The organism is Arthrobacter sp. 10N418 (assembly GCF_056394725.1).
In genome coordinates, this window is sequence record NZ_JBFTIK010000011.1 from 110998 (window position 1) to 131061 (window position 20064).

Below are 20064 nucleotides of genomic sequence, written 5' to 3' on the forward strand. Positions count from 1 at the left end.
ATAGTGTGGGAGCACAATGCGCGACTGGCTGCTCTACCTCATCATCGCTGGAGTCCTGGCCTTTGCCCTCTCCAGCTGGTGGGGGGTGCGCCGGTTGAAGGCCAAGCACACCCGCAGCGCCGTCTGGGAAGAAACCCACAGCCCGGGGCTGGGGCAGCAGAAGGTGGCCGTGGTGATGAACCCGATCAAGGCAAAATCGGCCGAGGCCCGGGTTCTCATCGAGTCCGCCTGCCTGGCAGCCGGCTGGGAGCCGCCGCGTTTCTTCGAAACCACCGCCGACGATCCCGGCTTCTCCCAGGCGCGGGCAGCGGTGGAGTACGGCGCCGACGTCGTCCTAGTGGGCGGCGGCGACGGTACGGTGCGCGTGGTGGCCGAGACCCTGGCCGACACGGACATCGCCATGGGCCTGATTCCCCTCGGCACGGGCAACCTCCTGGCCCGCAACATCCACTTGGACATCAACGATCTTCACGGCAGCGTGCAGGCGGCCCTGTTCGGGCACCAGCGCTTCATTGACACGGCCCGCATGCGGGTTGAGAACTCACGGACCGGGGATTCCGCGGAACACACGTTCCTGGTGATTGCGGGCATCGGGATGGACGCCGAGATCGTCGGCGACACCAATGACGGGCTCAAGAAGGCCGTCGGCTGGCTTGCCTACACGGAAGCCGGGGTCCGGCACCTGCCCGGGCGGCGGAAAAAGGTCTCGATCGCCCTGGACGACCAGCCTGAACAAAGCCGCAAGATCCGCAGCGTGCTGTTCGCGAACTGCGGGCTGATACCCGGCGGAATCGATTTCATCCCGCAGGCCATGATCGATGACGGCATGCTTGACGTAGTGGTGATGAGTCCGCGCAGCGCGATCGGCTGGCTGGCGATGTATACAAAGATCGTGCTCAAGCACAAGAGAAACCTGCCGGTGATGACCTACTACCGCTCCGGCAAGGTGACGATCCGGAGCGCGGAACCCATGGCCACCCAGGTCGACGGCGATCCCTCGGGAGCGGCCACCAAGGTGACCGTGCAGGTGGCCCCGGGCTCCCTGCTCGTGCGGGTGAAGGACGGCACCGCAGGCGACTAGGCGCCGGCTGACTTCCGGGTCGGCTCCGCCTCCGCGGACTTTTTCGCATCCGCCGCGGCCTTGGCGGCGCGGGCTTCGGACTGCTCGCGGATCATCGCCTGTTCCTCTTCGAAGCGCAGCCGGTCTGCACGGTCGGCGTCGTCGCCGTCCCAGTCCTGGTTCTCGGCAGTCGGCTTGGGGTTCACAATCATTCCCTGGCCGTCATTTTCTGTGCTGGTGCCTGACATGACCCGCTCCCGCCGGTAGAAGACTTCCCCAATCTGGATCAGGCAAGCATACGCACAGTTATCTAGGGGCGGAAGTGCCTGATGTGGCATTTGTCTACGCTGTGGGCGAAGCCTCCGGCGTATATTCCGGAACCACGGATGCTCCGGCAAGTATGTCTTTCACCCATGCATGTGCGGCCCGGAATGCCTGGTCGGAAGTGTGGGGGGCCACGTCCGTCCGGTGCCCGTCCGCGCGGCTGTAGGAGCCGAGAAACCGGGTCGCGGGGCTGATCCGGTGCAGGCCTGCCAGGGCGTCTGCCACCCGCGCGTCGGCAATGTGGCCGTCGGCATCGATGCTGAAGAAATAATGGCCCAGATACTGGCCCGTGGGCCTGGACTCGATCCGGCTCAGGTTGACTCCGCGGGTGGCGAATTGGTCCAGGATCTCCATCAAGGCGCCGGGCCGGTCCTCGGGCAGCGGCACCACCACAGTGGTCTTGTCTGCGCCCGTCCGCGCGGGCAGTTCTCCGGGCCGGCCCACGAGCACGAAGCGGGTGACGGCGCCGGGGTTGTCGCCGATGTTCTCGGCCAGCACGGCGAGGTCGGACTGCTCCTCGGCGACAATCGGCGCGCAAATCGCGGCGTCGTAGTGCACGCCGTCCTCCAGCAGTCCCAAGGCAGCCGCCGCCGTGGACGAACCGGGAATGTATTCCGCGTCGGGAATATTGGCTTCGACCCAAAGCCTGCACTGGGCCCAGGCATGGCCGTGGGTGGAGATGCGGCGGATGTCCTCGAGGCGGACTCCCGGACGGGCCACCAGCACGAAGCTGATCGGCACGAGGGCTTCGCGCAGGATCCGCAGTTCGGGGCCGGTGGCGATGGCGTCCAGGGTCGCGGTGACACCGCCCTCTACAGAGTTCTCGATCGGCACCATGGCTGCGTCGGCCGAGCCGTCCCGGACCTTGTCCAGCGCCGTGTTCACATTCGACGCCGGAATGCGGAGGGCGTCCGCCGCGTCCGGAACCTGCATGAGGGCTGCCTCGGTGAAGGTTCCTTCGGGGCCGAGGAACGTGTAGGTGACGGGTGATGCGGGCATCGGCTCTTCTTTCCTCGGTTACAGGATGACTGGCTTGAGTCCGTTGTCGGACACCAGCGGCATTCCGGTTTCAAGCCATTGGTCCATGCCGCCGGCGACATTCATTGCCGAATAGCCTTGGCCCACAAGCCACTGCGTGGCGCGGAATGACCTCCCGCCCGTGCGGCAGATGACATAGACATCCTCGTCAGGATCAAGTTCCTCGATCCGCGCAGGAAGCTGGTCCATCGGAATGTGGAGGGCACCCTCGGCATGGCCGGCGACCCATTCATAGTCTTCACGGACGTCCAGGATCTTGGCCCCGTCGGGGATACCGGACACGGTCACCGTATGGAAGTCGCTCATGTTCGCCCTTTCGCAGAATTCAAGGTCTGTCCCCAGCGTATCGCCAGCGGCCGGCGGAACACCCCCGGAGCAGGCAGGTTACGCTTCTGGAGAGCACGAAGGAGACCACATGGCAGCGGAGAGGCCCACGATCCTGGCAACCTCCGGCGGGTACAAAGCCGGGGACCGTACACGGCTGGAGTTTGACCGCCTCATGCATCACGCCGTCGAACTGTCCGGGGCGAGCGGACGTGCACCGCGGGTGGCGCATATCGGCACCGCGTCCGGGGATCAGCGCTGGTTCAACGCGGAAATGGACGAGGCCGCCCGGCTTGCCGGCTTCGACTTCAGCCACCTCAATCTCTTCACCATGCCCAACCATCCGGACCCCGAGGCGCACCTGATGGACCAGGACGTCGTATGGGTGAACGGCGGCTCGGTCGTGAACCTGTTGGCGGTCTGGCGGGCACACGGGCTGGACGCCATCCTGCGGCGGGTGTGGGAACACGGCGTCGTGCTGGCGGGCGTCTCGGCAGGGTCCATTTGCTGGTTCCAGGGCGGGACCACCGATTCCTTCGGCCCCGAGCTCGCAGCAGTGACGAACGGTCTGGCGCTGCTGCCCTACGCCAACGGGGTCCACTATGACTCGGAAGCACGGCGGCGGCCCCTCGTTCACCGGCTCGTCGCGGACGGCACCCTCGGCGAAACGCATTGCACGGACGACGGCGTGGGGCTCGTCTACGCAGGGACGGAACTCGTGGAGGCCGTGAGCGAGACAAGGGGCAAGGGCGCGTATGTCGTGACCCGCCGGGGCGGCCAGCCAGGGGACATGCCCAATGACCAGCCCGGGACATGCCCTCCCCCGGCCGTGACGGCTGGACATATGGCCACGATGCCCAGCCCTGAGTCCGAGGAATGGGCATGTCCCCCCGGGGTGGAGGGCGGCGCGGTCGAGGAACGGCTGGAGCCGCGTTTCCTTGGCTGAGATCCACGAACTGTCCGCCGTGCAGCTGCGGGCCGCCCTACTCTCCGGCGAGCTCTCGGCCCGGCAGGCCGCAGAACATTTCCTCGACCGCATCGGATCCGAAAACCACCGTCTCGGGGCGTTCATCACCGTCACCGCGGAGCAGGCAATGAGGGATGCCGCAGCGGCCGATGCCGTCCATGCCCGCGCCGCCCGCGAAGGGACAGGGCTGCCGCTGCTGCACGGCATGCCGGTCGCCTTCAAGGACCTGACAGACGTTGCCGGAGTGATCACCACCCACGGCAGCGCGGCCCTCGACCACAAACCGGCCCTGGCCGACGGCGCCCTGGCCGCCATGCTGAAGGCTGCCGGGGTCATCTCGCTGGGCAAGACGCAGGTTCCGGAATTCGGACTGACGGCCTACAGCGAGAACCGCATCGCGCCGCCGTCGCGCAACCCGTACGCGCTTAGCCGCAGCTCGGGCGGGTCCTCGGGCGGGAGCGCCGCCGCCATCGCCGCAGGACTGGTTCCCTTCGCCCCAGGGTCCGACGGCGGCGGGTCCGTCCGTATTCCGGCCGCCGCATGCGGACTCGTGGGCCTGAAACCTGGGCGGGGGCTGGTCCCCGCCGGCGAAGGCTCCGGTGATCCCGCCAGGCTGGTGGTGGCCGGACCGCTGGCACGCTCCGCCGCAGACGCCGCCCTGATGCTGGACGCGCTCGTGCCCAGCATCCCTTGGCCCCGCAACCCGTTGCCCGCTGATGTGACTGGCGCCGGCGGGCCCGGCGCCGGCGCCAGTGCTGGTCCAAACGGCGCCGCAAGCTACGTCGGGCAGGCTTCCGGGCAGCCGCCCCGGTTGCGGATCGGTGTGAGCCTGGACAGCCCGTGGCAGACAGTATTTCCGTTCGCTCCGGACCCGGAAGCGCTCGATGCCCTGGCCGGGGGAATCCGCCGGCTGGAGGCAGCCGGACACACAACGGCGGAAGCCGCGATCCGCTACGACAACCGCTACCCGGACGCGTTCACCACCGCCTGGACTGCCGCCGTCGGAAGTGCCCGGATCGCTCCCCAGCGCGAAGCGCTCCTGACCCCGCTCACCCGGACGTTCCGGCGGCGCGCACAGCAGCGCAGCACCGCCAAACTCAACGAATCCCTCGGTTTCCTGCGGCAGTTCCAGCGGGACACGATCGTCCAGTACGTCCAATGGGATCTCATAATGACGCCGGCGCTGGCGCAAACGCCCCGCCCGGTGGGCTGGTTCACGGGCGCGACCCACGGCGGGAACTACTGGCGGGCCGCAGAATGGGCGGGCGACGCCGACGACGACTACCGCAAACAGTGCGAATACGCTCCGTGGTCCTCCATGGTGAACGTCTGCGGGCTGCCGGCGATCAGTATCCCGGTGCACTGGACCGGCGCCGCCCCCGGTTCCGGCCTCCCGATGGGCATCCAGCTGATCGGACCGATGGGCTCCGAGGGGCTGCTGCTACAGGTGGCGGCCCAACTGGGGTTCTAGCCAAGGACCACCGTTGGGCTGCTGCCGCAGGTGGCGGCCCAACCGGGGTTTTAGCCAAGGACCCGTGGCTCACCGGAGACTCACCGGAAACATGGCCGCCTGGAGTACCGGAAAAGGACCTGCCTCTCGCCCGGGGACATGCCCAACCCTCACGCCGAGCACAGGACAAGTTCGGAGCGCCGCTCCAACACGGGACATGCCCAACGTCCGCTGCTGAGGACATGCCCATTCCTCATGCCGCACCCGGGACATGTCCCGCGCTCGTCGGGGACATGTCCAGCCCTGGCCGCGGCCGCTGGACATATTGCCACCATGTCCACCCGCGGGCGCCAAGAATGGGCATGTCCCCCGGCTGGGCCAAGGAAGCCCATCGGCCCGCCTGCCTCCCCAACCCGCGTGCCCCCAACCGGCCCATCCCGTCCGCCCGGCGTCAGTGCGGCCGCCGTCGGGAAGCCCCGAATGGACGCTGGCTGCGGCCGGCGGCTATCGTTCACTCAAACCCGACCAGGCCGCGAAAGAGGATCGATGAAGATCACCGGTGCAGTACTTGAGGAAATTGGCCGCCCGCGGCCGTTCGCGGACTCCAGGCCCATCAGCATCTCCGAGTTGGAGCTGGCCGGCCCCGGGCCCACCGAAATTCTGGTCCGCCTTGAGGCCGCCGGGATCTGCCACTCGGATCTTAGCGTTGTCGACGGCAACCGGGTCCGTCCGGTGCCCATGCTGCTGGGCCATGAGGCGGCAGGACGCGTGGTTGAGGTCGGTTCAGCCGTCCTCGACCTGGAGCCGGGCCAGCGCGTAGTCATGTCCTTCCTTCCCCGCTGCGAGGAGTGCGCCAACTGCGCCGAGGACGGCCGGCTGCCCTGCACCGCAGGATCGAGGAGCAATGGAGAAGGGACCCTGCTGCACGGTTCAATGCGCCTGAGCCGGTCCGGCGAGACGGTGTACCACCACCTGGGAGTTTCAGGTTTCGCAACCCACGCGGTCGTGGACCGGGCCTCCGCCGTTCCTGTCGGTGACGACATCCCGGCTGACATCGCCGCCGTCCTGGGCTGCGCCGTCCTCACCGGCGGCGGAGCCGTCCTCAACGCCGCACGCCCCAGGCCGGAGGACAGCATCATGATCGTGGGCCTCGGCGGGGTCGGCATGGCCGCCCTGATCACCGCGACTTCCCAGGGAATCTCCAGAATCATCGCCGTGGACACGCTCGACGAGAAACTTGACCATGCCCGCCGCCTCGGGGCCCACGAAACGTACACCCCGCAGCAGGTCCTTGAAGACGGCGTTAAAGCCAAGTTCGTGATCGAGTGCGCAGGCAATCCGCGCGCCTTCGAGACGGCCTTTGCCGCCACCGCAGTCGGTGGCACAACGATCACGGCCGGCCTCCCGCACCCCGATGCCCGCGCCCGGATCTCGCCGCTGACGATCACCGCGGAGGCCAGGACAATCGTCGGCAGCTACCTCGGCTCCGCAGTGCCCTCCCGGGACATCCCCACGTACGCGCAGCTCTGGCGGGAGGGAAGACTTCCTGTCGAGGAGCTCATCTCCGCCCGCATCGCCCTGGCCGACATCAACGAGGCCATGGACCAGCTGGCCGACGGAAAAGCCGTCCGGCAGGTCATCATGTTCGAGGCCGCCGACGACGCCCCGGACGAGGAACAGGACAGGTCCGGCCTGCCCGGCACGCTCCGGTAAACCGGGCGGTAGGCAGGCGAAAGAGAGGCGAAACACCATGCGGGTTGCTTGCCCCGGACCCGCCCGAATGTGACAATCGCGCGTCACAATGTCACCATTAAGTAAATGAGCACAACTCATTTATCCAATCCCCCCGCTACAACGCCGGGCGATCCCTCATTCCGTCCCCCCGCTAAGACGCCGGGCGACACGTCGTTTTTTGGCCATCCAAAGATGCTGGCCAGCCTTTTCTCCGTAGAGATGTGGGAGCGCTTCTCCTTCTACGGAATGCAGGGGATCCTCCTCTACTACATGTACTTCTCGGCCGCCCAGGGCGGCCTTGAGATTCCGCAGGCCATGGCTGCTGGCCTCGTCGGCGCCTACGGTGGCGGCGTCTACCTCTCCACCATCCTCGGCGCCTGGCTCGCGGACCGGCTCTTCGGGTCGGAGCGGGTGCTGTTCGGCGCCGCCATCATGATCATGGCCGGCCACATCGCCCTCGCTCTCATCCCCGGCGTCCCCGGCCTGATCGCCGGCCTGGTGCTGGTAGGCGTCGGTTCCGGCGGCCTCAAGGCCAACGCAACCGCCCTCGTCGGCAGCCTGTACGGCGAGAAGGACGAACGCCGCGACGCCGGATTCTCCATCTTCTACATGGGCATCAACGCAGGCGCCCTGATCGGCCCGCTGGTAACCGGCTGGCTGCAGGAGAGCCAGGGCTTCCACTGGGGCTTCGGCGCCGCCGCCGTCGGCATGGCCGTGGGCCTGGTCATCTACTCGCTGGGCCGCAAGAAGCTGCCCGGACAAGCACACCGGGTACCGAACCCTCTCCCCGCCGCCCAGCGCACCCGGTACGGCCTGATCTTCGCCGGCATCGCCGTGATCATCGCCGTGCTGCTCGTGACCGGCACGGTGAACGCCAAGAACCTTGCCATGTCCATGGCCTACACGGCTATCGGCGCGTCCGTGCTGTACTTTGCCCTGATCTTCAGCAGCAAGAAAGTCAACGCCACCGAGCGCGGACGGGTGGCGGCCTTCATCCCGCTGTACATTGCCTCGGCCGCGTTCTGGGCGCTGTTCCAGCAGCAGTTCACGTTCATTGCCGTCTACTCGGAGGAGAAGCTGGACCGGAACCTTTTCGGCTGGGAAATGCCTGCCGCCTGGGTCCAGTCCATCAACCCGGTATTCATCATCATCTTCGCCGGCATCATGGCCGCCCTGTGGACGCGGCTCGGCCGTAAGCAGCCGGGTTCGGCCCTGAAGTTCTCGATCGGCCTCTTCGTGATGGGCCTCGCATTCCTGGCCTTCATCCCGCTGGCCGGCGCCGGCAAGACCCCGCTGCTGGCCCTCGTCGGAATCCTGCTCCTGTTCACTCTCGCAGAGCTGTTCCTCTCCCCCATCGGCCTGTCCGTGACCACCAAGCTGGCACCCAAGGCCTTCCACACCCAGATGGTGGCGCTGTTCTTCCTCTCCGTCTCCCTGGGCACCACCTTGGCCGGCATCCTGTCCGGCCTGTACAACCCGAAGGACGAGTTGCCCTACTTCATCGGCATCGGCGGAACCGCGATGCTGCTGGCCGTAGGCTTGGCGATCGCCTCGCCGGCGATCAAGAAGCGCATGGGCGGCGTACGCTGACCCGATGAGCACCAGAGACCGCCCGCCGGTTGAGTCGCGCGTGTACGTTCCCGCCCCAGGCGAGGCGTCCGACGTCGAACTCATGCCGGCGGGCGATGTCACCGCCGGCGTGGTGCGGGTGGGCGGCACCATCCGCCGCCCGCACCAGCCGCAGAGCCTGGCCGTTGCCGGGTACCTTGACTGGCTGGAGGACGCCGGCTTCGCCGGCTCGCCGCGGTACCTCGGCCGCGACGAGGAAGGCCGGGATGTCCTGACCTTCGTACCCGGACGGTGCGCCGGCGCTGCGCCGGAGCCGTGGGTGCAGTCCGAGGAGCTCCTGGTATCCGTGGCGCAACTGGTCCGCCGCCTCCACAGCGCTTCGGCGGGCTTCGTCCCGTCGGACCACCCGTTCCCGGCCCGGGGCGTCCGGCCGGAGACACCGCCGAACGCTTCGGCAGCGAAGGCTTCGGCGGTACTCGTCTGCCATCTCGACGTCACCCCCCAGAATGTGGTGGTCCGGAACGGCCGCGCCGCAGGCCTGGTGGACTTCGACCTCGCCGGCCCCGCCACAGCCTTCCGGGATTCCTTCAACACGGCCATGCACTGGATTCCACTCCGGGACCCGGACGACTCCTACGCCGGCTGGGAGCACCTTGACCTTTTCCGGCGGCTCCGGATCTTCGCCGACGCCTACGGCTGGAGCGAGGCGGAACGCCAGCTGCTGCCCTCCCACGGCGTCGAAGCCGCGGCACAGAGCTTAGAGCGGATGCGGCACAACGCCGCGACGCTTGGCGGAGGCTGGGCGCGCATGTGGGACGAGGGCGTGGGCGGCATCATCAGCCGCCGGCGCCTGTGGCTGGAAGCCAACGCCGGACGGATTGTCGACGCCCTCACGGACTGAGCCCGGCCCTGCTTCACCGAGGGGCGCCTAGACCCCGTACCCGCGGTTGCGCGCGCTGCCAGCGACGGCGGCAAAGATCACGATAACCGCTATGGTCAGGGCGATGGCCGCGTAGCCCATCACCAGGCCCGCAATGGCCATGCCCCTGCCGCCTGGTTCCCGCTTCAGTGCCAGGTGTCCGAGAATGACGGCGGCAATCTGCGGCAGGATGAAGAACCCGAGTCCCACGAAGGCTGCGATACCGCAGCACATGCTGGCGATACTGAGGCCCTTGGGCTCGTGCGGCATGCCGTAGTAGGCCGGCTGGCCGTAGGCGTTGTAGGTGCTGCCCGGCGCACCGTACTGCTGCGGCGGGCCATACTGTTGCGGCGCACCGTAGGGCTGCTGGCCCGGGACGCCGTAGGCACTCCCGCCCTGGGCATTCGCGCTGGGGGCGGAGCCGTACGGCGCCGCCGCCTGGCCGTAGGCCGGTGCGCCCAGGCCGTAGCGCTGGTCCTCATGCGTGCTGTATCCCGGCTCCTGGACATGCGGCGCTCCCGGCGGTGCCGGCGGCACCTCTGATCCGTACAGCGGAGGGTACGACGGCGGCTGGTGGCCCTTGGCCGCCTCGTCGTTGCCTGGTGTCGGCTGATCGGTCATGGAAATCCCCTCGTGAGTCCGTGCCTCAAGACTACCGCCGGACGAATCTGCTGGTGGGGAGATTCTTTTCGTCACAGGGGCCCGATTCCGGCCAAACCGTGTTGCGCCCGGCCGGCGTCTGGCATGCTGGTGCCATGGCTAGCCGCGCGGGCACAGTTGCCCAACCCCAAGACCTTGTTGACCTCACTGCGCTCCTTGATGCGTACTACGACGTTTCGCCGGATCTGGGGGACCCGGGCCAGCGGGTGGCCTTCGGTACTTCCGGACACCGCGGCTCGAGCCTGAAGGCATCCTTCAACGAACCGCACATCCTTGCCATTACCCAGGCGATCGTGGAATACCGCGCGGGCCAGGGCATAAGCGGTCCCCTGTACCTCGCCAAGGACACCCACGGGCTGAGTGAACCCGCCCAGAATTCAGCCTTGGAGGTGCTCGCGGCCAACGGCGTCAACGTCCTGATCGACGCCCGCCACGGCTACGCGCCCACTCCGGCGCTGAGCCATGCCATCCTGACGCACAACCGGAACTCCCCCGCCGGCGCCCCGCAGGCCGACGGCATCGTGGTCACTCCCAGCCACAACCCGCCCGGTGACGGCGGCTTCAAGTACAACCCCCCGCACGGCGGCCCGGCGGACACCGACGCCACCGGATGGATCGCCAACCGCGCCAACGAACTGCTGGAAAACGGGCTCCGCGGCGTCAAGCGCATTCCCGTGGCGGACGCCCTGGCCGCCGATACCACCGGCAAGTTCGACTTCCTGAGCAGCTATGTGGACGACCTCCCGTCGGTACTGGACCTGAACGCCATCCGCGAGGCCGGCGTCCGGATCGGCGCCGACCCCATGGGCGGGGCATCCGTGGACTATTGGGGCGAGATCGGCGAACGCCACCACCTGGACCTCACCGTCGTGAATCCCACCGTCGATCCCCAGTGGGCTTTCATGACCCTCGACTGGGACGAGAAGATCCGGATGGACTGCTCCTCCCCGTCGGCCATGGCTTCCCTGATCAGCCGGATGTCCGCCGACAGTTCCGGCAAGGCGCCGTTCGACATCGCCACCGGAAACGACGCCGACGCGGACCGCCACGGCATTGTCACGCCTGACGGCGGGCTGATGAACCCCAACCACTACCTCGCCGTCGCGATCGACTACCTGTACCGCCACCGCACGGGCTGGAACCCGCAGTCCGTGATCGGCAAGACCCTGGTCTCGTCCTCCATCATCGACCGTGTGGCGGAAAGCCTGGGCCGTAAGCTCGTGGAGGTCCCCGTGGGCTTCAAGTGGTTTGTTCCCGGGCTGCTCTCCGGCGAGGGTGCCTTCGGCGGCGAGGAATCCGCGGGCGCCTCGTTCAACAAGATGGACGGCAGCGTCTGGACGACGGACAAGGACGGCATCCTGCTCGCGCTGCTTGCCTCGGAAATCACCGCCGTCACGGGCAAGTCGCCTTCCCAGCTCTACAAGGGCCTCACCGACCAGTTTGGCGACCCTGTCTATGCCCGGATCGACGCCGCCGCCACCCGTGAGCAGAAGGCCGCTCTCGGCAAGCTCTCGCCGTCGGATGTCACTGCGACGGAACTGGCCGGCGAAACGATCACGGCCAAACTGACGGAAGCACCGGGGAACGGCGCGGCCATCGGCGGCCTCAAGGTTGTCACAGAGAACGCCTGGTTCGCGGCCCGGCCCTCCGGCACTGAAGACGTGTACAAGATCTACGCCGAGTCCTTCAAGGGTGCGGACCACCTGAAGCAGGTCCAGGCCGAAGCGAAGGCGCTCGTGGACGGGGTCATTTCCTAGCACCCCGCCCCTGAAGGTGGGGCTACAAGGCTAAGGGCTACGGGACGAGGGCAGATCAGGGCGGATGCCGGTCAGGCATCCGCCCTGATCTGCCCTTAATCATTGCCGCAGACTCGCCACCCATGGTTCAGGCGACCAGGCAGCCGAGCAGCACACGCACTCAGGCGGCGCAGGTTCAGGCACCGGCCAGCTCAGGCACCAGGCACCGGCCAGATCAGGCAGTGCCTTCCCCGAGGGAACCTGTGGCCAGCACCGAGCAGTTCCTGCCGAGCGTCTTTGCCTGGTACAGGGCCGCATCGGCTGCGGCAACCATCACTTCAAGATCTCCACGACCGGATTCCGTGGACGCGATTCCGTAGCTCACGGTGGGCAGCCGGGGGATCACGGCCGACTCGGACGTGTCGAGCCGGCGGCTGATGTCCGCGGCGATCCCGCGGGCCCGGTCCGGCGTGACTCCCGGCAGCAGCAGGATGAATTCCTCTCCGCCGTACCGGCCCACGAGATCCGTGGAGCGGACGGTGCCGCTGCACGCCTTGGCGAAGGCCTGCAGCGCCGTGTCACCGGCAGCGTGTCCGAACTCGTCATTGATCGCCTTGAAATGGTCGAGGTCGGCCAGGATCAGCGATGCAGTGGTCCGGCTCCGGCGGAGACGGAGGAGTTCGTTCTCGGCCAGGTCGATGAACGCGGCACGGTTCAGCAGGCCGGTGAGCCCGTCGACAGTGGCACGCGCCTGGAGATCCTGGGTCTGCTGCTCGTAGCTCAGCTCCGCCATCGTGAACGAGGCAACGACGAGGGTGACGGTAGTAAGCGTCGTGGTCGTCACAGACCCGAACACCGAGGTGAAGACCTGGCCTCCCGGACCTTCGACCAGGAAGGCGGCCAGGCGGCCCAGGTAGAAGAGGGCGAGGAGGCCGGCGCCGACGGCGAGCGGGCGGTGCACGCGCGAGTAATGCCGCTCGAGCAGGAACAGTTCCCGGGAGGCCAGACCGATCAGCAGGCCCATGAGCGCCAGATAGACCGGCCCTCCGGCCCAGATGTTTGTGGCGGGGCGGTCCAGCCCTGACGCTACGGCCGTGATGCCGGGCCCCACCGCCAGCTGCCACAGTGCGGGGATGGCGGTCCTCAGTGAACGCGCCCCGGCCCAGATGCTGGCCCCGCCCGCCACGAGCAGCACGTTGCCCGCGGGATTGGCCCACACCTGATGGATCGTTCCGTCCAGCAGGTACGTGGCGTTGCCAACCAGGAACAAGAGCAGCGCAGTGCACCACCAGCGGCTGTAGGCGGACCGGGTCCGGCGGTAGGTGATGAAGTAGAACAACAGCAGCAGGGTCAGATCGACCAGCGCCAAAGCCACCCGTAGGGTTGCGGTGTCAAGCATCATGGTGTGCCCCCCCGGTCCGCGTGTAAGTGCCCGCGATGCGTAGACTCAGCGCCGCGGTTGCCCAAGTATTGCACCCGCACCCCGGAAACCACGGAGCCGGTTCGGCTTGTGACGGAAGGCGCGGCAGTACAGTCGCGCTCACGATGGGGTACCGGTCCAGAGCCGGAGGATCCGGCGGGTGGCGTGGCCGCCGTCGGGCGCCATGTCCACCAGGGCGATCCGGTCCAGGACGACGGCGTCGCCCGCCTTGAGCTGTCTACCCCCGTGGTGGGACACATGCGGGCGGTATCCGTCCAGGGTGTACCCGGGCGTGGGGATCCGGCCATGCATCCCCTCAATTAGTCGGACAAGGGCGTCGTGCAGCCTCTGCAGGGGTTCGCTGGGCTCAATGAGGCTGACCGGGATCGTCCCGGCCCGGCCAAAGGCCGCCTCGCCGCCCACCATAACGGTGCTGCCCAGGGCTGCCGCGACGGGCGCGTCCATCAGCGTGCAGATCTGGTCTACGACGTCGGCGGCGCCGGCCGTGGACTCCGGCGTGGTTGCTCGCGTGCTTGCGTGGTCGGTGACGTCGAACTTCACCACGGTGATGTGCAACGGCCAGTCATCCCGGGGGAACTCGAGCCCCTCCGTGACAGGCTCGACGAAGGCCACCGCAATGAGGTTCCGCATGGGGCTAGTGTGCCACGGCGGTGAGCACGAACAACGTCGGCAAAGGCGCAAATCCCACTGTGGCCGCGGTCCGGATGCGGACTAAGATGGAACTGGCCCCGGATGCAGGCCTTGCGCTGAACCGCAGAATTGTGTCTCGTGTGCCTCCGGCCTGTCCCCCATGGTGCCGGAGGCACCTCCGCGTCAAAACAGTGCCGGAGGCCCTCCGCGTGACCGTCAGACGGTGCGGACTACGTCCTCGTACGCGAACTTCGGCTTGGCCTCGCCCCAGGCGTCCACGCCGGGCAGTCCGATGTTGACCACGAGGAAGCTCTTCTGGCTGCCGTCGGGGAAGAAGGCCGCATCGATGGCGGAAAAATCGGCCCCCGTCATGGGACCCGCGGCGAAGCCAAGGGACCGGACCGCGAGGATGAAATAGCCGGCCTGCAGGTGGGCGTTGTTGTTGCCGGTGGCGGCGGCCAGATCCGGCGCTGCGTCATACATGGCCTTCGGGGCGTTGTAGCCGGGGAGGAAGTTGTCCCACTGCTCGTGCCAGGCGGTGTCGGCGCTGAGGATCGCGACCAGCGGCGCCGATGCCGTCTTGGCCCGGTTTCCGGCGGACAGGGCGTCCACGAGCGTCGCCCGGGCTTCGTCGGAGCGCACGTAGGTCACGCGCAGCGGCTGGGAGTTGAAAGCGGTGGGACCGAACTTTGTCAGTTCGTAGATGGCACGCGCCTGCTCCTCGGTGACCTCACCGGTGAAAGTGTTGGCGGTGCGGGCCTCGGCAAAAATGGCGTCGACGGCGGCCGCGTCGATAACTGCTTCATCATGGGCGATGGTCATTCGCATCCCTTTCTCTGGGCCAGCTCGCCGTCCGGCGACGGCCGTTTCTGCTGTCCATAGTTGCAACTTCAACCGTCGCCGGAGACTTCCTTGCCGCCGCGTGATCTTGGGCACACGCCCTTGGCCGCGGACGCGCCCGCCCGGCCCGGAACCGGCCGCAGTGAGCCGCGCGGTAAAGTTGCTCCGGAAGATTCCTTCCCCGCCCCGCCACACATTCTCTGAAAGGCTCCCGGCAATGAGCATGCTCGGTACCAAATGGAAGCTCCACGGCAACGGCAAGTCCATCCGTCCCGGTGAGGTCGTCAAGCCGGATGAGCGCCTCACCTGGCCGCTGACCATCGGCGTCGGGATGCAGCACGTCGTTGCCATGTTCGGCGCGACCTTCCTGGTCCCGATCATCACGGGCATGCCGCCGGCCACCACGCTGTTCTTCTCGGGCGTCGGCACGCTGCTGTTCCTTGTTGTGACGCAGGGCCGCGTGCCAAGCTACCTTGGCTCGAGCTTCGCCTTCATCGCCCCGATCATGGCATCCCAGCAGCAGTTCGGGATCCCTGGAGCCTTGGGCGGCGTCGTGCTTGCCGGCGTCGGGCTGGGCCTGATCGGTGCCGTGGTGCAGAAGTTCGGTGCGGGCTGGATCAACCGGCTTATGCCGCCGATTGTCACCGGCGCAATTGTTGGCCTGATCGGCCTGAACCTTGCCCCCGCGGCGAAGGGCAACTTTGACAAGGCCCCTGTCACGGCCGTCATCACGCTGGCCGTCATCATCCTGGTCAGCGTGTTCTTCCGCGGCATCCTGGGCCGCCTCAGCATCCTGGTGGGTGTGGTGGCGGGCTACGTCGTGGCGATGATGCGCGGCGAGGTCAGCTTCGAGAAGGTCGACGGCGCGGCCTGGATCGGGCTGCCGCACTTCCAGACCCCCGAATTCCACCTCGGTGTCATCGGCCTCTTCGTGCCGGTGGTACTGGTGCTGGTCGCCGAGAACATCGGCCACGTGAAGTCTGTCTCCGCCATGACCGGCCAGAACCTCGACGGCGTCTCCGGCCGTGCGCTGCTGGCCGACGGCGCGGCGACCGTACTCGCCGGCCTGGGCGGCGGCTCGGGCACCACCACCTACGCGGAAAACATCGGCGTTATGGCCGCCACCAAGGTCTATTCGACGGCGGCCTACTGGGTGGCCGGCATCTTTGCCGTGGTCCTGAGCTTCTCGCCGAAATTTGGGGAACTCATCGCCACGGTCCCGGCCGGGGTGCTCGGCGGCGCGGCCACCATGCTCTACGGGATGATCGGCGTCCTGGGCGTGAAGATCTGGGTCCAGAACAAGGTGAACTTCTCCAACCCCGTCAACCTAACCACGGCCGCCGTCGCACTCATCATCGGCATCGCCGATTACACGTGGACGATCGGCGACCTGAAGTTCACGGGAATCGCGTTGGGATCGGCCGCGGCGCTGGTGATTTATCACGGCATGAAGGCCATTGCCAAGGCGCGCGGGACCGTGGCTGAGCCGGAGACTGACTACGCAGCCCCCGCCGCCACAGTTGCAGCGGCCGTAAACGCTGCCGCCAAGCGCGCGGCCAAAAAGCGCCGCTGAGCCGCAGGCGCCACAGCCTAGCCGGAAGGCCGGCATCCTGCCCCCGGCTGGGGGTCAGGATGCCGGCCTTCCGGGTTCAACGGCCGCCGCCGGTCCTAGCCGGCGTCGAAGGATTCCTTGTCATCACTGTCGCGGTCCTTCGGCGATTTATCCTCCGGCAGATCCGTGCCGCTCCCGTCGGGGAGGCCGGCCGCGTCCTGGCCGGACTCCGACGAGAAGGGACGCCCGGCGTCGGGCTCTTCGGTGTTGGACGTATCCATCTCGGCCTCCGACGACGGCACTGCGGCCTCGGAATTCTCCTTGGCATCGGCGTCGAATCCGGGGTCGGTACTGGCGTTTTCTGAACTCATTTGTTCCTCCGTTCCGCCGAAGCGTCCTGCTCCGGGTTCTCCTGCACTGTCCTGGTCTTGGGCGCCGAACTGGCTGAGGTCCGGCGCGGCGGCCGGGTATGTCTCGCCGTCCGGGCTGTCCTGGCTGAGCCCTGCGGCCTCGAAGGCCTCTTCCTCGCGGGGCTGGGCAAACTTCTTCCCGTCACCCCCGGGCATTTCCTGCTCTGCCGTGGGCGTTCCGTAGCCGCCTTCCTCAGCGGTGTCCTGCGGTTGGTTCTCCTGCGTCATGCCGTCCCTCCTGTGCGTGGGTGAAGTTGGTGGATGGGGTTGCGCGTGCGGGCGAAGGCCTTATAGGCCCTTGCCGCCGGTCACCGGGAGCACCGCCCCGGATATGTAGGAGCCGTGGTCGGACGCCAGCAGCACATAGGCCGGCGCCAGCTCAGCGGGCTGCCCCGCACGCCGCAGCGGTGTGTCCTGGCCGAAGGACGGAAGCTTGTCCGGCCATTCCGTGGCCGGGATCAGCGGGGTCCAGATCGGGCCGGGGGCCACCGCGTTGACGCGGATGCCCTTGGGCCCGAGCTCCTGGGCGAGTGCCTTCGTGAAAGCCACCTGTGCGGCCTTGGTCATTGCGTAGTCGATGAGTTCCGGCGAGGGATTGAACGCCTGGATCGACGCGGTTGTGATGATCGACGCACCGGCTTCCAAGTGGGGCACGGCGGCCCGGGCCGTCCACAGGAGGGAGTAGAGATTGGTCTTGAAGACGCGGTCGAACTCCTCGGTGGGGAGCGACTCGAAGCTGTCCCGGTTCTTCTGGTAGGCCGCATTGAGCACCAGGACGTCCAGGCGGCCGAACTCGGCCAGTGCGTCCTTCACGATCCCGGCGGCGAAGTCCTCGCTCCGGCCGTCGCCCGGAAGCAGCAACGCGTTGCGGCCCTCCTTACGGATCCATTCGGCGGTGTCCTGCGCGTCGTCCTCTTCTTCCGGCAGGTAGGAGATGGCGACGTCGGCCCCTTCGCGGGCGAACGCGATCGCGACGGCCTTGCCGATGCCGGAGTCTCCGCCGGTAATCAACGCCGTCTTGCCGCGGAGCGCCCCGCTGCCGCGATAACTCTCTTCGCCGTGATCCGGCCTGGGGTCCATCGGACCTGTGAGGCCGGGTTGTTTCTGCACCTGCTCCGGGAATTCCCCGGAATAGTAGCCGGCGCGGGGGTCGCTCGGCGGCTCGGGCCTCTTGCCTGGCGCGCGGTCTGAATCACTCATAGTCCACCTACCCAACGTGTCGGTTTCCAGGGGTTGGTCCGGACGGCGGCGCTGAACCCGGCCGTTCGGAACTACCCCAGCGAAGTAACAGCTCCACCCTACCCGGAAAGTACTCAGCAAACTTAGCATCGGCTTGTGTTTGGAAAGTCTCCAGCTTAAGTTGAGTGTGTGCCGCGCCCAGCCGCCCCTTCCGCCAACGCCCGAGGAGAACGATGCCAGGTCCAGGAGAGCCCAGTGGCGACGGACGTAATGAGACGGCCGAAGAGCAACTCGACCGCAACTGGATGGAACTGCTGCAGGAGCTTCGGGTGCTGCAGACCGGCGTGCAGATCCTTGCGGGGTTCCTCCTGACCCTTCCCTTCCAGGCCCGGTTTGCGAGCTTGGACAGCTTCGAGACCGGCCTGTACCTCACGAATGTCGTGCTGGCCGCGCTGACCACCGCGACGATCCTGCTTCCGGTCAGCGTGCACCGCCGGCTCTTCCGGATGCGGTTGAAGGCCACCCTGGTGTCCAGTGCCGACAACATCGCGAAAGTGTCGCTGGGCGGCGTCGCATTGCTGAGCGTGGGGACCTCGGCCCTCGTCTTTGATGTCACCGCCGGGCGGACGGCAGGGCTCACCGCCGGGGCGGGACTGTTGGCCGTGCTGCTCATCTTGCTCGTGGTCGTCCCCGACCGGCTCCGGCGACGGGCAGCCGCCGACGCGCCGGCTGATTCAAGACATCGGCAACGGGGTACCCCGTGACCGGCACCGCAAGCCAGCAACGCAGACGCAGCACAACTTCAGCCCTTAGCCTGCCGTGGTGTCCTTCGTGTCTTCCGCCGTGTTCGGCAGCTCCTCCGGCGCGGCCGCAGGCTCGTACGTGTGGTCGAAGGGCATTTCGTTGAGATCGAGGTTTTCGTTGGCGTCCTGGCCCGCGACCAGCTCGTGGGCCTCCTGCAGCGAATCAACGCTCGGCATGGAACCCAGCAACGGCCTTCCGGCCGTTTCCCTGATGAAGTAGACCGCCACTGCGCCAACGGCGGAGGTGCCCATCAGGTAGTAGGCCGGCATCATGTCGTTTCCGGAGGAGGCGATGAGGGCGGCGATGATGAACGGGGCCGTCCCGCCAAAAATTGCCACGGCGAAGTTGTAGGCAATGCCCATGGCGCCGTACCGGCTGGCCGTGGGGAACAGTGCAGGCAGCGCCGAGGCCAGGTTCGCGACATAGAACGTCAGCGGGAAGGCGACGAGCGCCAGCCCGAGGAGCGTGGACCAGATCTCCCCCACACCAATCAGCAGGAACGCCGGGATCGCCAGGATCACGGTCCCGAGTGAACCGATCCACAGCACCGGGCGGCGGCCGATCCGGTCCGAAAGCCGGCCCGTCAGCGGGATGGCCGCAGACATCGCGACCAGGATCGGAATGGTCAGCAGCGTTCCATGCAGTTCGTCATAGCCCTTGGTGGCCGTGAGGTACGTCGGCATGTAGGACGTCAGTGCGTAGCCGACGGTGTTGGCGGCAGCCACCAGGATCATCGCCAGGAGGATGCTGCGCCAGTGGGAGGCGAGGATCGCCACGGGACCCTTGGCTGCCGCCGCGCCCTCCGCCGCGCCACCGGAGGCCTGGGCGTCCAGGCTGGCCTGGAACGTGGGGGATTCCTCAATTTTCAGTCGGAAGTAGATGGCCACGAGCCCGAGCGGCCCCGCGATCAGGAACGGGATCCGCCAGCCCCAGCCCTCCATTGCGGGCTGGCCGAGCAGGACCTGCAGCAGGGAAACCAGGGCTGCCCCGAGGGCGAAGCCCATGTAGCTGCCGAGGTCCAGGAAGCTGGCAAAAAACCCCCGGCGGCTGTCGGGGGCGTGCTCACTGACGAAGGTCGTGGCACCGGCATATTCGCCGCCGGTGGAGAAGCCCTGGACGAGCTTGGTCACCACCAGGAGCACTGCGGCCCACATTCCAAGGACCGCGTATCCGGGGAGCAGGCCAACGATGAACGTGGAGGCCGCCATGATGATGAGCGTCATGGACAGGACCTTCTGCCGGCCGATCTTGTCCCCCAGCCAGCCGAAGAACACGCCCCCTAGGTGTATTACCCACGGAGGTTGGTGACATTCGGCGTGGTGGGGTGACATGAAGAAGACCTCCGAGTGGAGTGGGGCTTGTCTAGAGTCCAGTTCCACAAACGGAGGTCTTCGTGTCCCACCCTAATGCTTTTCTCGCGCCGAAGG

Annotated in this window: 18 protein-coding genes and 1 pseudogene; 9 read left to right on the plus strand and 10 right to left on the minus strand. The window is 67.3% G+C overall.

The window, feature by feature from the left end:
• Positions 1-16: 16 nt before the first annotated feature.
• Complete coding sequence (locus tag AC1DCZ_RS10870) at positions 17-1081, plus strand: diacylglycerol/lipid kinase family protein (protein ID WP_476974581.1); 1065 nt, start codon at positions 17-19, stop codon at positions 1079-1081.
• On the opposite strand, the gene AC1DCZ_RS10875 is transcribed toward AC1DCZ_RS10870, so the two are convergent.
• From AC1DCZ_RS10875 to AC1DCZ_RS10885, 3 genes are all read right to left on the minus strand, one after another.
• Positions 1078-1308, minus strand: coding sequence for a hypothetical protein (locus tag AC1DCZ_RS10875; protein WP_476974582.1), 231 nt, complete (start codon positions 1306-1308; stop codon positions 1078-1080). The two genes, AC1DCZ_RS10870 and AC1DCZ_RS10875, sit on opposite strands and share 4 nt — an antisense overlap.
• A 94-nt stretch (positions 1309-1402) precedes the next feature.
• Positions 1403-2383 (minus strand): prephenate dehydratase, encoded by a 981-nt coding sequence (pheA, locus tag AC1DCZ_RS10880; RefSeq protein WP_476974583.1) that lies wholly within the window; start codon positions 2381-2383, stop codon positions 1403-1405.
• Between the two features lie 18 nt (positions 2384-2401).
• Complete coding sequence (locus AC1DCZ_RS10885; RefSeq protein WP_476895784.1) at positions 2402-2728, minus strand: rhodanese-like domain-containing protein; 327 nt, start codon at positions 2726-2728, stop codon at positions 2402-2404.
• Positions 2729-2837: 109 nt separating this feature from the next.
• On the opposite strand from AC1DCZ_RS10885, the gene AC1DCZ_RS10890 reads away from it, so the two are divergent.
• The 5 genes from AC1DCZ_RS10890 to AC1DCZ_RS10910 all read left to right on the plus strand — a co-directional run bounded on the left by AC1DCZ_RS10890 (position 2838) and on the right by AC1DCZ_RS10910 (position 9367).
• A complete protein-coding gene (locus AC1DCZ_RS10890) occupies positions 2838-3692 on the plus strand; it encodes a Type 1 glutamine amidotransferase-like domain-containing protein (RefSeq protein WP_476974584.1) in 855 nt (284 codons plus the stop codon).
• Positions 3685-5184 (plus strand): amidase, encoded by a 1500-nt coding sequence (locus AC1DCZ_RS10895; RefSeq protein ID WP_476974585.1) that lies wholly within the window; start codon positions 3685-3687, stop codon positions 5182-5184. The genes AC1DCZ_RS10890 and AC1DCZ_RS10895 overlap by 8 nt, the downstream gene beginning before the upstream one ends.
• 525 nt (positions 5185-5709) lie before the next feature.
• Positions 5710-6876 (plus strand): alcohol dehydrogenase catalytic domain-containing protein, encoded by a 1167-nt coding sequence (locus AC1DCZ_RS10900; protein WP_476974586.1) that lies wholly within the window; start codon positions 5710-5712, stop codon positions 6874-6876.
• Positions 6877-6981: 105 nt separating this feature from the next.
• On the plus strand, positions 6982-8487 hold the full coding sequence (locus AC1DCZ_RS10905; protein WP_476974587.1) for a peptide MFS transporter: 1506 nt from the start codon (positions 6982-6984) through the stop codon (positions 8485-8487).
• A gap of 4 nt (positions 8488-8491) precedes the next feature.
• Complete coding sequence (locus AC1DCZ_RS10910) at positions 8492-9367, plus strand: aminoglycoside phosphotransferase family protein (protein WP_476974588.1); 876 nt, start codon at positions 8492-8494, stop codon at positions 9365-9367.
• Between the two features lie 27 nt (positions 9368-9394).
• Here AC1DCZ_RS10910 and AC1DCZ_RS10915 read toward each other — a convergent pair whose 3' ends face one another.
• Complete coding sequence (locus AC1DCZ_RS10915; RefSeq protein ID WP_476974589.1) at positions 9395-10006, minus strand: DUF4190 domain-containing protein; 612 nt, start codon at positions 10004-10006, stop codon at positions 9395-9397.
• A 134-nt stretch (positions 10007-10140) separates the two neighbouring features.
• On the opposite strand from AC1DCZ_RS10915, the gene pgm reads away from it, so the two are divergent.
• Positions 10141-11802, plus strand: a complete 1662-nt coding sequence (pgm, locus tag AC1DCZ_RS10920) for a phosphoglucomutase (alpha-D-glucose-1,6-bisphosphate-dependent) (RefSeq protein ID WP_476974590.1) — start codon at positions 10141-10143, stop codon at positions 11800-11802.
• Between the two features lie 214 nt (positions 11803-12016).
• On the opposite strand, the gene AC1DCZ_RS10925 is transcribed toward pgm, so the two are convergent.
• The 3 genes from AC1DCZ_RS10925 to AC1DCZ_RS10935 all read right to left on the minus strand — a co-directional run bounded on the left by AC1DCZ_RS10925 (position 12017) and on the right by AC1DCZ_RS10935 (position 14674).
• Positions 12017-13183: a GGDEF domain-containing protein gene (locus AC1DCZ_RS10925; RefSeq protein ID WP_476974591.1), complete on the minus strand. Its 1167-nt coding sequence runs from the start codon at positions 13181-13183 to the stop codon at positions 12017-12019.
• 138 nt (positions 13184-13321) lie between these two features.
• A complete protein-coding gene (locus AC1DCZ_RS10930; RefSeq protein ID WP_476974592.1) occupies positions 13322-13852 on the minus strand; it encodes a 2'-5' RNA ligase family protein in 531 nt (176 codons plus the stop codon).
• Positions 13853-14068: 216 nt separating this feature from the next.
• Positions 14069-14674 (minus strand): malonic semialdehyde reductase, encoded by a 606-nt coding sequence (locus tag AC1DCZ_RS10935; protein WP_476974593.1) that lies wholly within the window; start codon positions 14672-14674, stop codon positions 14069-14071.
• Positions 14675-14909: 235 nt separating this feature from the next.
• Here AC1DCZ_RS10935 and AC1DCZ_RS10940 point away from each other — a divergent pair, with 235 nt between their 5' ends.
• Positions 14910-16265: a uracil-xanthine permease family protein gene (locus tag AC1DCZ_RS10940; protein WP_476974594.1), complete on the plus strand. Its 1356-nt coding sequence runs from the start codon at positions 14910-14912 to the stop codon at positions 16263-16265.
• Between the two features lie 95 nt (positions 16266-16360).
• Here AC1DCZ_RS10940 and AC1DCZ_RS10945 read toward each other — a convergent pair whose 3' ends face one another.
• Both AC1DCZ_RS10945 and AC1DCZ_RS10950 read right to left on the minus strand, forming a co-directional pair.
• The gene (locus AC1DCZ_RS10945) at positions 16361-16882 is read right to left on the minus strand and encodes a hypothetical protein (protein WP_476974595.1); all 522 of its coding nucleotides are present in this window, start codon (positions 16880-16882) and stop codon (positions 16361-16363) included.
• A 60-nt stretch (positions 16883-16942) separates the two neighbouring features.
• Positions 16943-17854 carry an SDR family oxidoreductase gene (locus tag AC1DCZ_RS10950; protein WP_476974596.1) on the minus strand — a complete coding sequence of 304 codons (912 nt, stop codon included), beginning with the start codon at positions 17852-17854 and terminating at the stop codon, positions 16943-16945.
• A gap of 212 nt (positions 17855-18066) precedes the next feature.
• On the opposite strand from AC1DCZ_RS10950, the gene AC1DCZ_RS10955 reads away from it, so the two are divergent.
• Positions 18067-18597 carry a DUF6328 family protein gene (locus AC1DCZ_RS10955; protein WP_476974597.1) on the plus strand — a complete coding sequence of 177 codons (531 nt, stop codon included), beginning with the start codon at positions 18067-18069 and terminating at the stop codon, positions 18595-18597.
• Between the two features lie 45 nt (positions 18598-18642).
• Here AC1DCZ_RS10955 and AC1DCZ_RS10960 read toward each other — a convergent pair.
• Positions 18643-19920 (minus strand): annotated as a pseudogene (locus tag AC1DCZ_RS10960) (MFS transporter); the annotation flags it as partial.
• Positions 19921-20064 lie beyond the last annotated feature (144 nt).

Excerpts from the sequence above, each read along its gene's own strand:
- AC1DCZ_RS10870 (WP_476974581.1), top strand. The coding sequence starts at position 17 with ATGCGCGACTGGCTGCTCTACCTCATCATCGCTGGAGTCCTGGCCTTT.
- AC1DCZ_RS10875 (WP_476974582.1), bottom strand. The coding sequence starts at position 1,308 with ATGTCAGGCACCAGCACAGAAAATGACGGCCAGGGAATGATTGTGAAC.
- pheA (WP_476974583.1), bottom strand. The coding sequence starts at position 2,383 with ATGCCCGCATCACCCGTCACCTACACGTTCCTCGGCCCCGAAGGAACC.
- AC1DCZ_RS10885 (WP_476895784.1), bottom strand. The coding sequence starts at position 2,728 with ATGAGCGACTTCCATACGGTGACCGTGTCCGGTATCCCCGACGGGGCC.
- AC1DCZ_RS10890 (WP_476974584.1), top strand. The coding sequence starts at position 2,838 with ATGGCAGCGGAGAGGCCCACGATCCTGGCAACCTCCGGCGGGTACAAA.
- AC1DCZ_RS10900 (WP_476974586.1), top strand. The coding sequence starts at position 5,710 with ATGAAGATCACCGGTGCAGTACTTGAGGAAATTGGCCGCCCGCGGCCG.
- AC1DCZ_RS10905 (WP_476974587.1), top strand. The coding sequence starts at position 6,982 with ATGAGCACAACTCATTTATCCAATCCCCCCGCTACAACGCCGGGCGAT.
- AC1DCZ_RS10910 (WP_476974588.1), top strand. The coding sequence starts at position 8,492 with ATGAGCACCAGAGACCGCCCGCCGGTTGAGTCGCGCGTGTACGTTCCC.
- AC1DCZ_RS10915 (WP_476974589.1), bottom strand. The coding sequence starts at position 10,006 with ATGACCGATCAGCCGACACCAGGCAACGACGAGGCGGCCAAGGGCCAC.
- pgm (WP_476974590.1), top strand. The coding sequence starts at position 10,141 with ATGGCTAGCCGCGCGGGCACAGTTGCCCAACCCCAAGACCTTGTTGAC.
- AC1DCZ_RS10925 (WP_476974591.1), bottom strand. The coding sequence starts at position 13,183 with ATGATGCTTGACACCGCAACCCTACGGGTGGCTTTGGCGCTGGTCGAT.
- AC1DCZ_RS10930 (WP_476974592.1), bottom strand. The coding sequence starts at position 13,852 with ATGCGGAACCTCATTGCGGTGGCCTTCGTCGAGCCTGTCACGGAGGGG.
- AC1DCZ_RS10935 (WP_476974593.1), bottom strand. The coding sequence starts at position 14,674 with ATGACCATCGCCCATGATGAAGCAGTTATCGACGCGGCCGCCGTCGAC.
- AC1DCZ_RS10940 (WP_476974594.1), top strand. The coding sequence starts at position 14,910 with ATGAGCATGCTCGGTACCAAATGGAAGCTCCACGGCAACGGCAAGTCC.
- AC1DCZ_RS10945 (WP_476974595.1), bottom strand. The coding sequence starts at position 16,882 with ATGACGCAGGAGAACCAACCGCAGGACACCGCTGAGGAAGGCGGCTAC.
- AC1DCZ_RS10950 (WP_476974596.1), bottom strand. The coding sequence starts at position 17,854 with ATGAGTGATTCAGACCGCGCGCCAGGCAAGAGGCCCGAGCCGCCGAGC.
- AC1DCZ_RS10955 (WP_476974597.1), top strand. The coding sequence starts at position 18,067 with ATGCCAGGTCCAGGAGAGCCCAGTGGCGACGGACGTAATGAGACGGCC.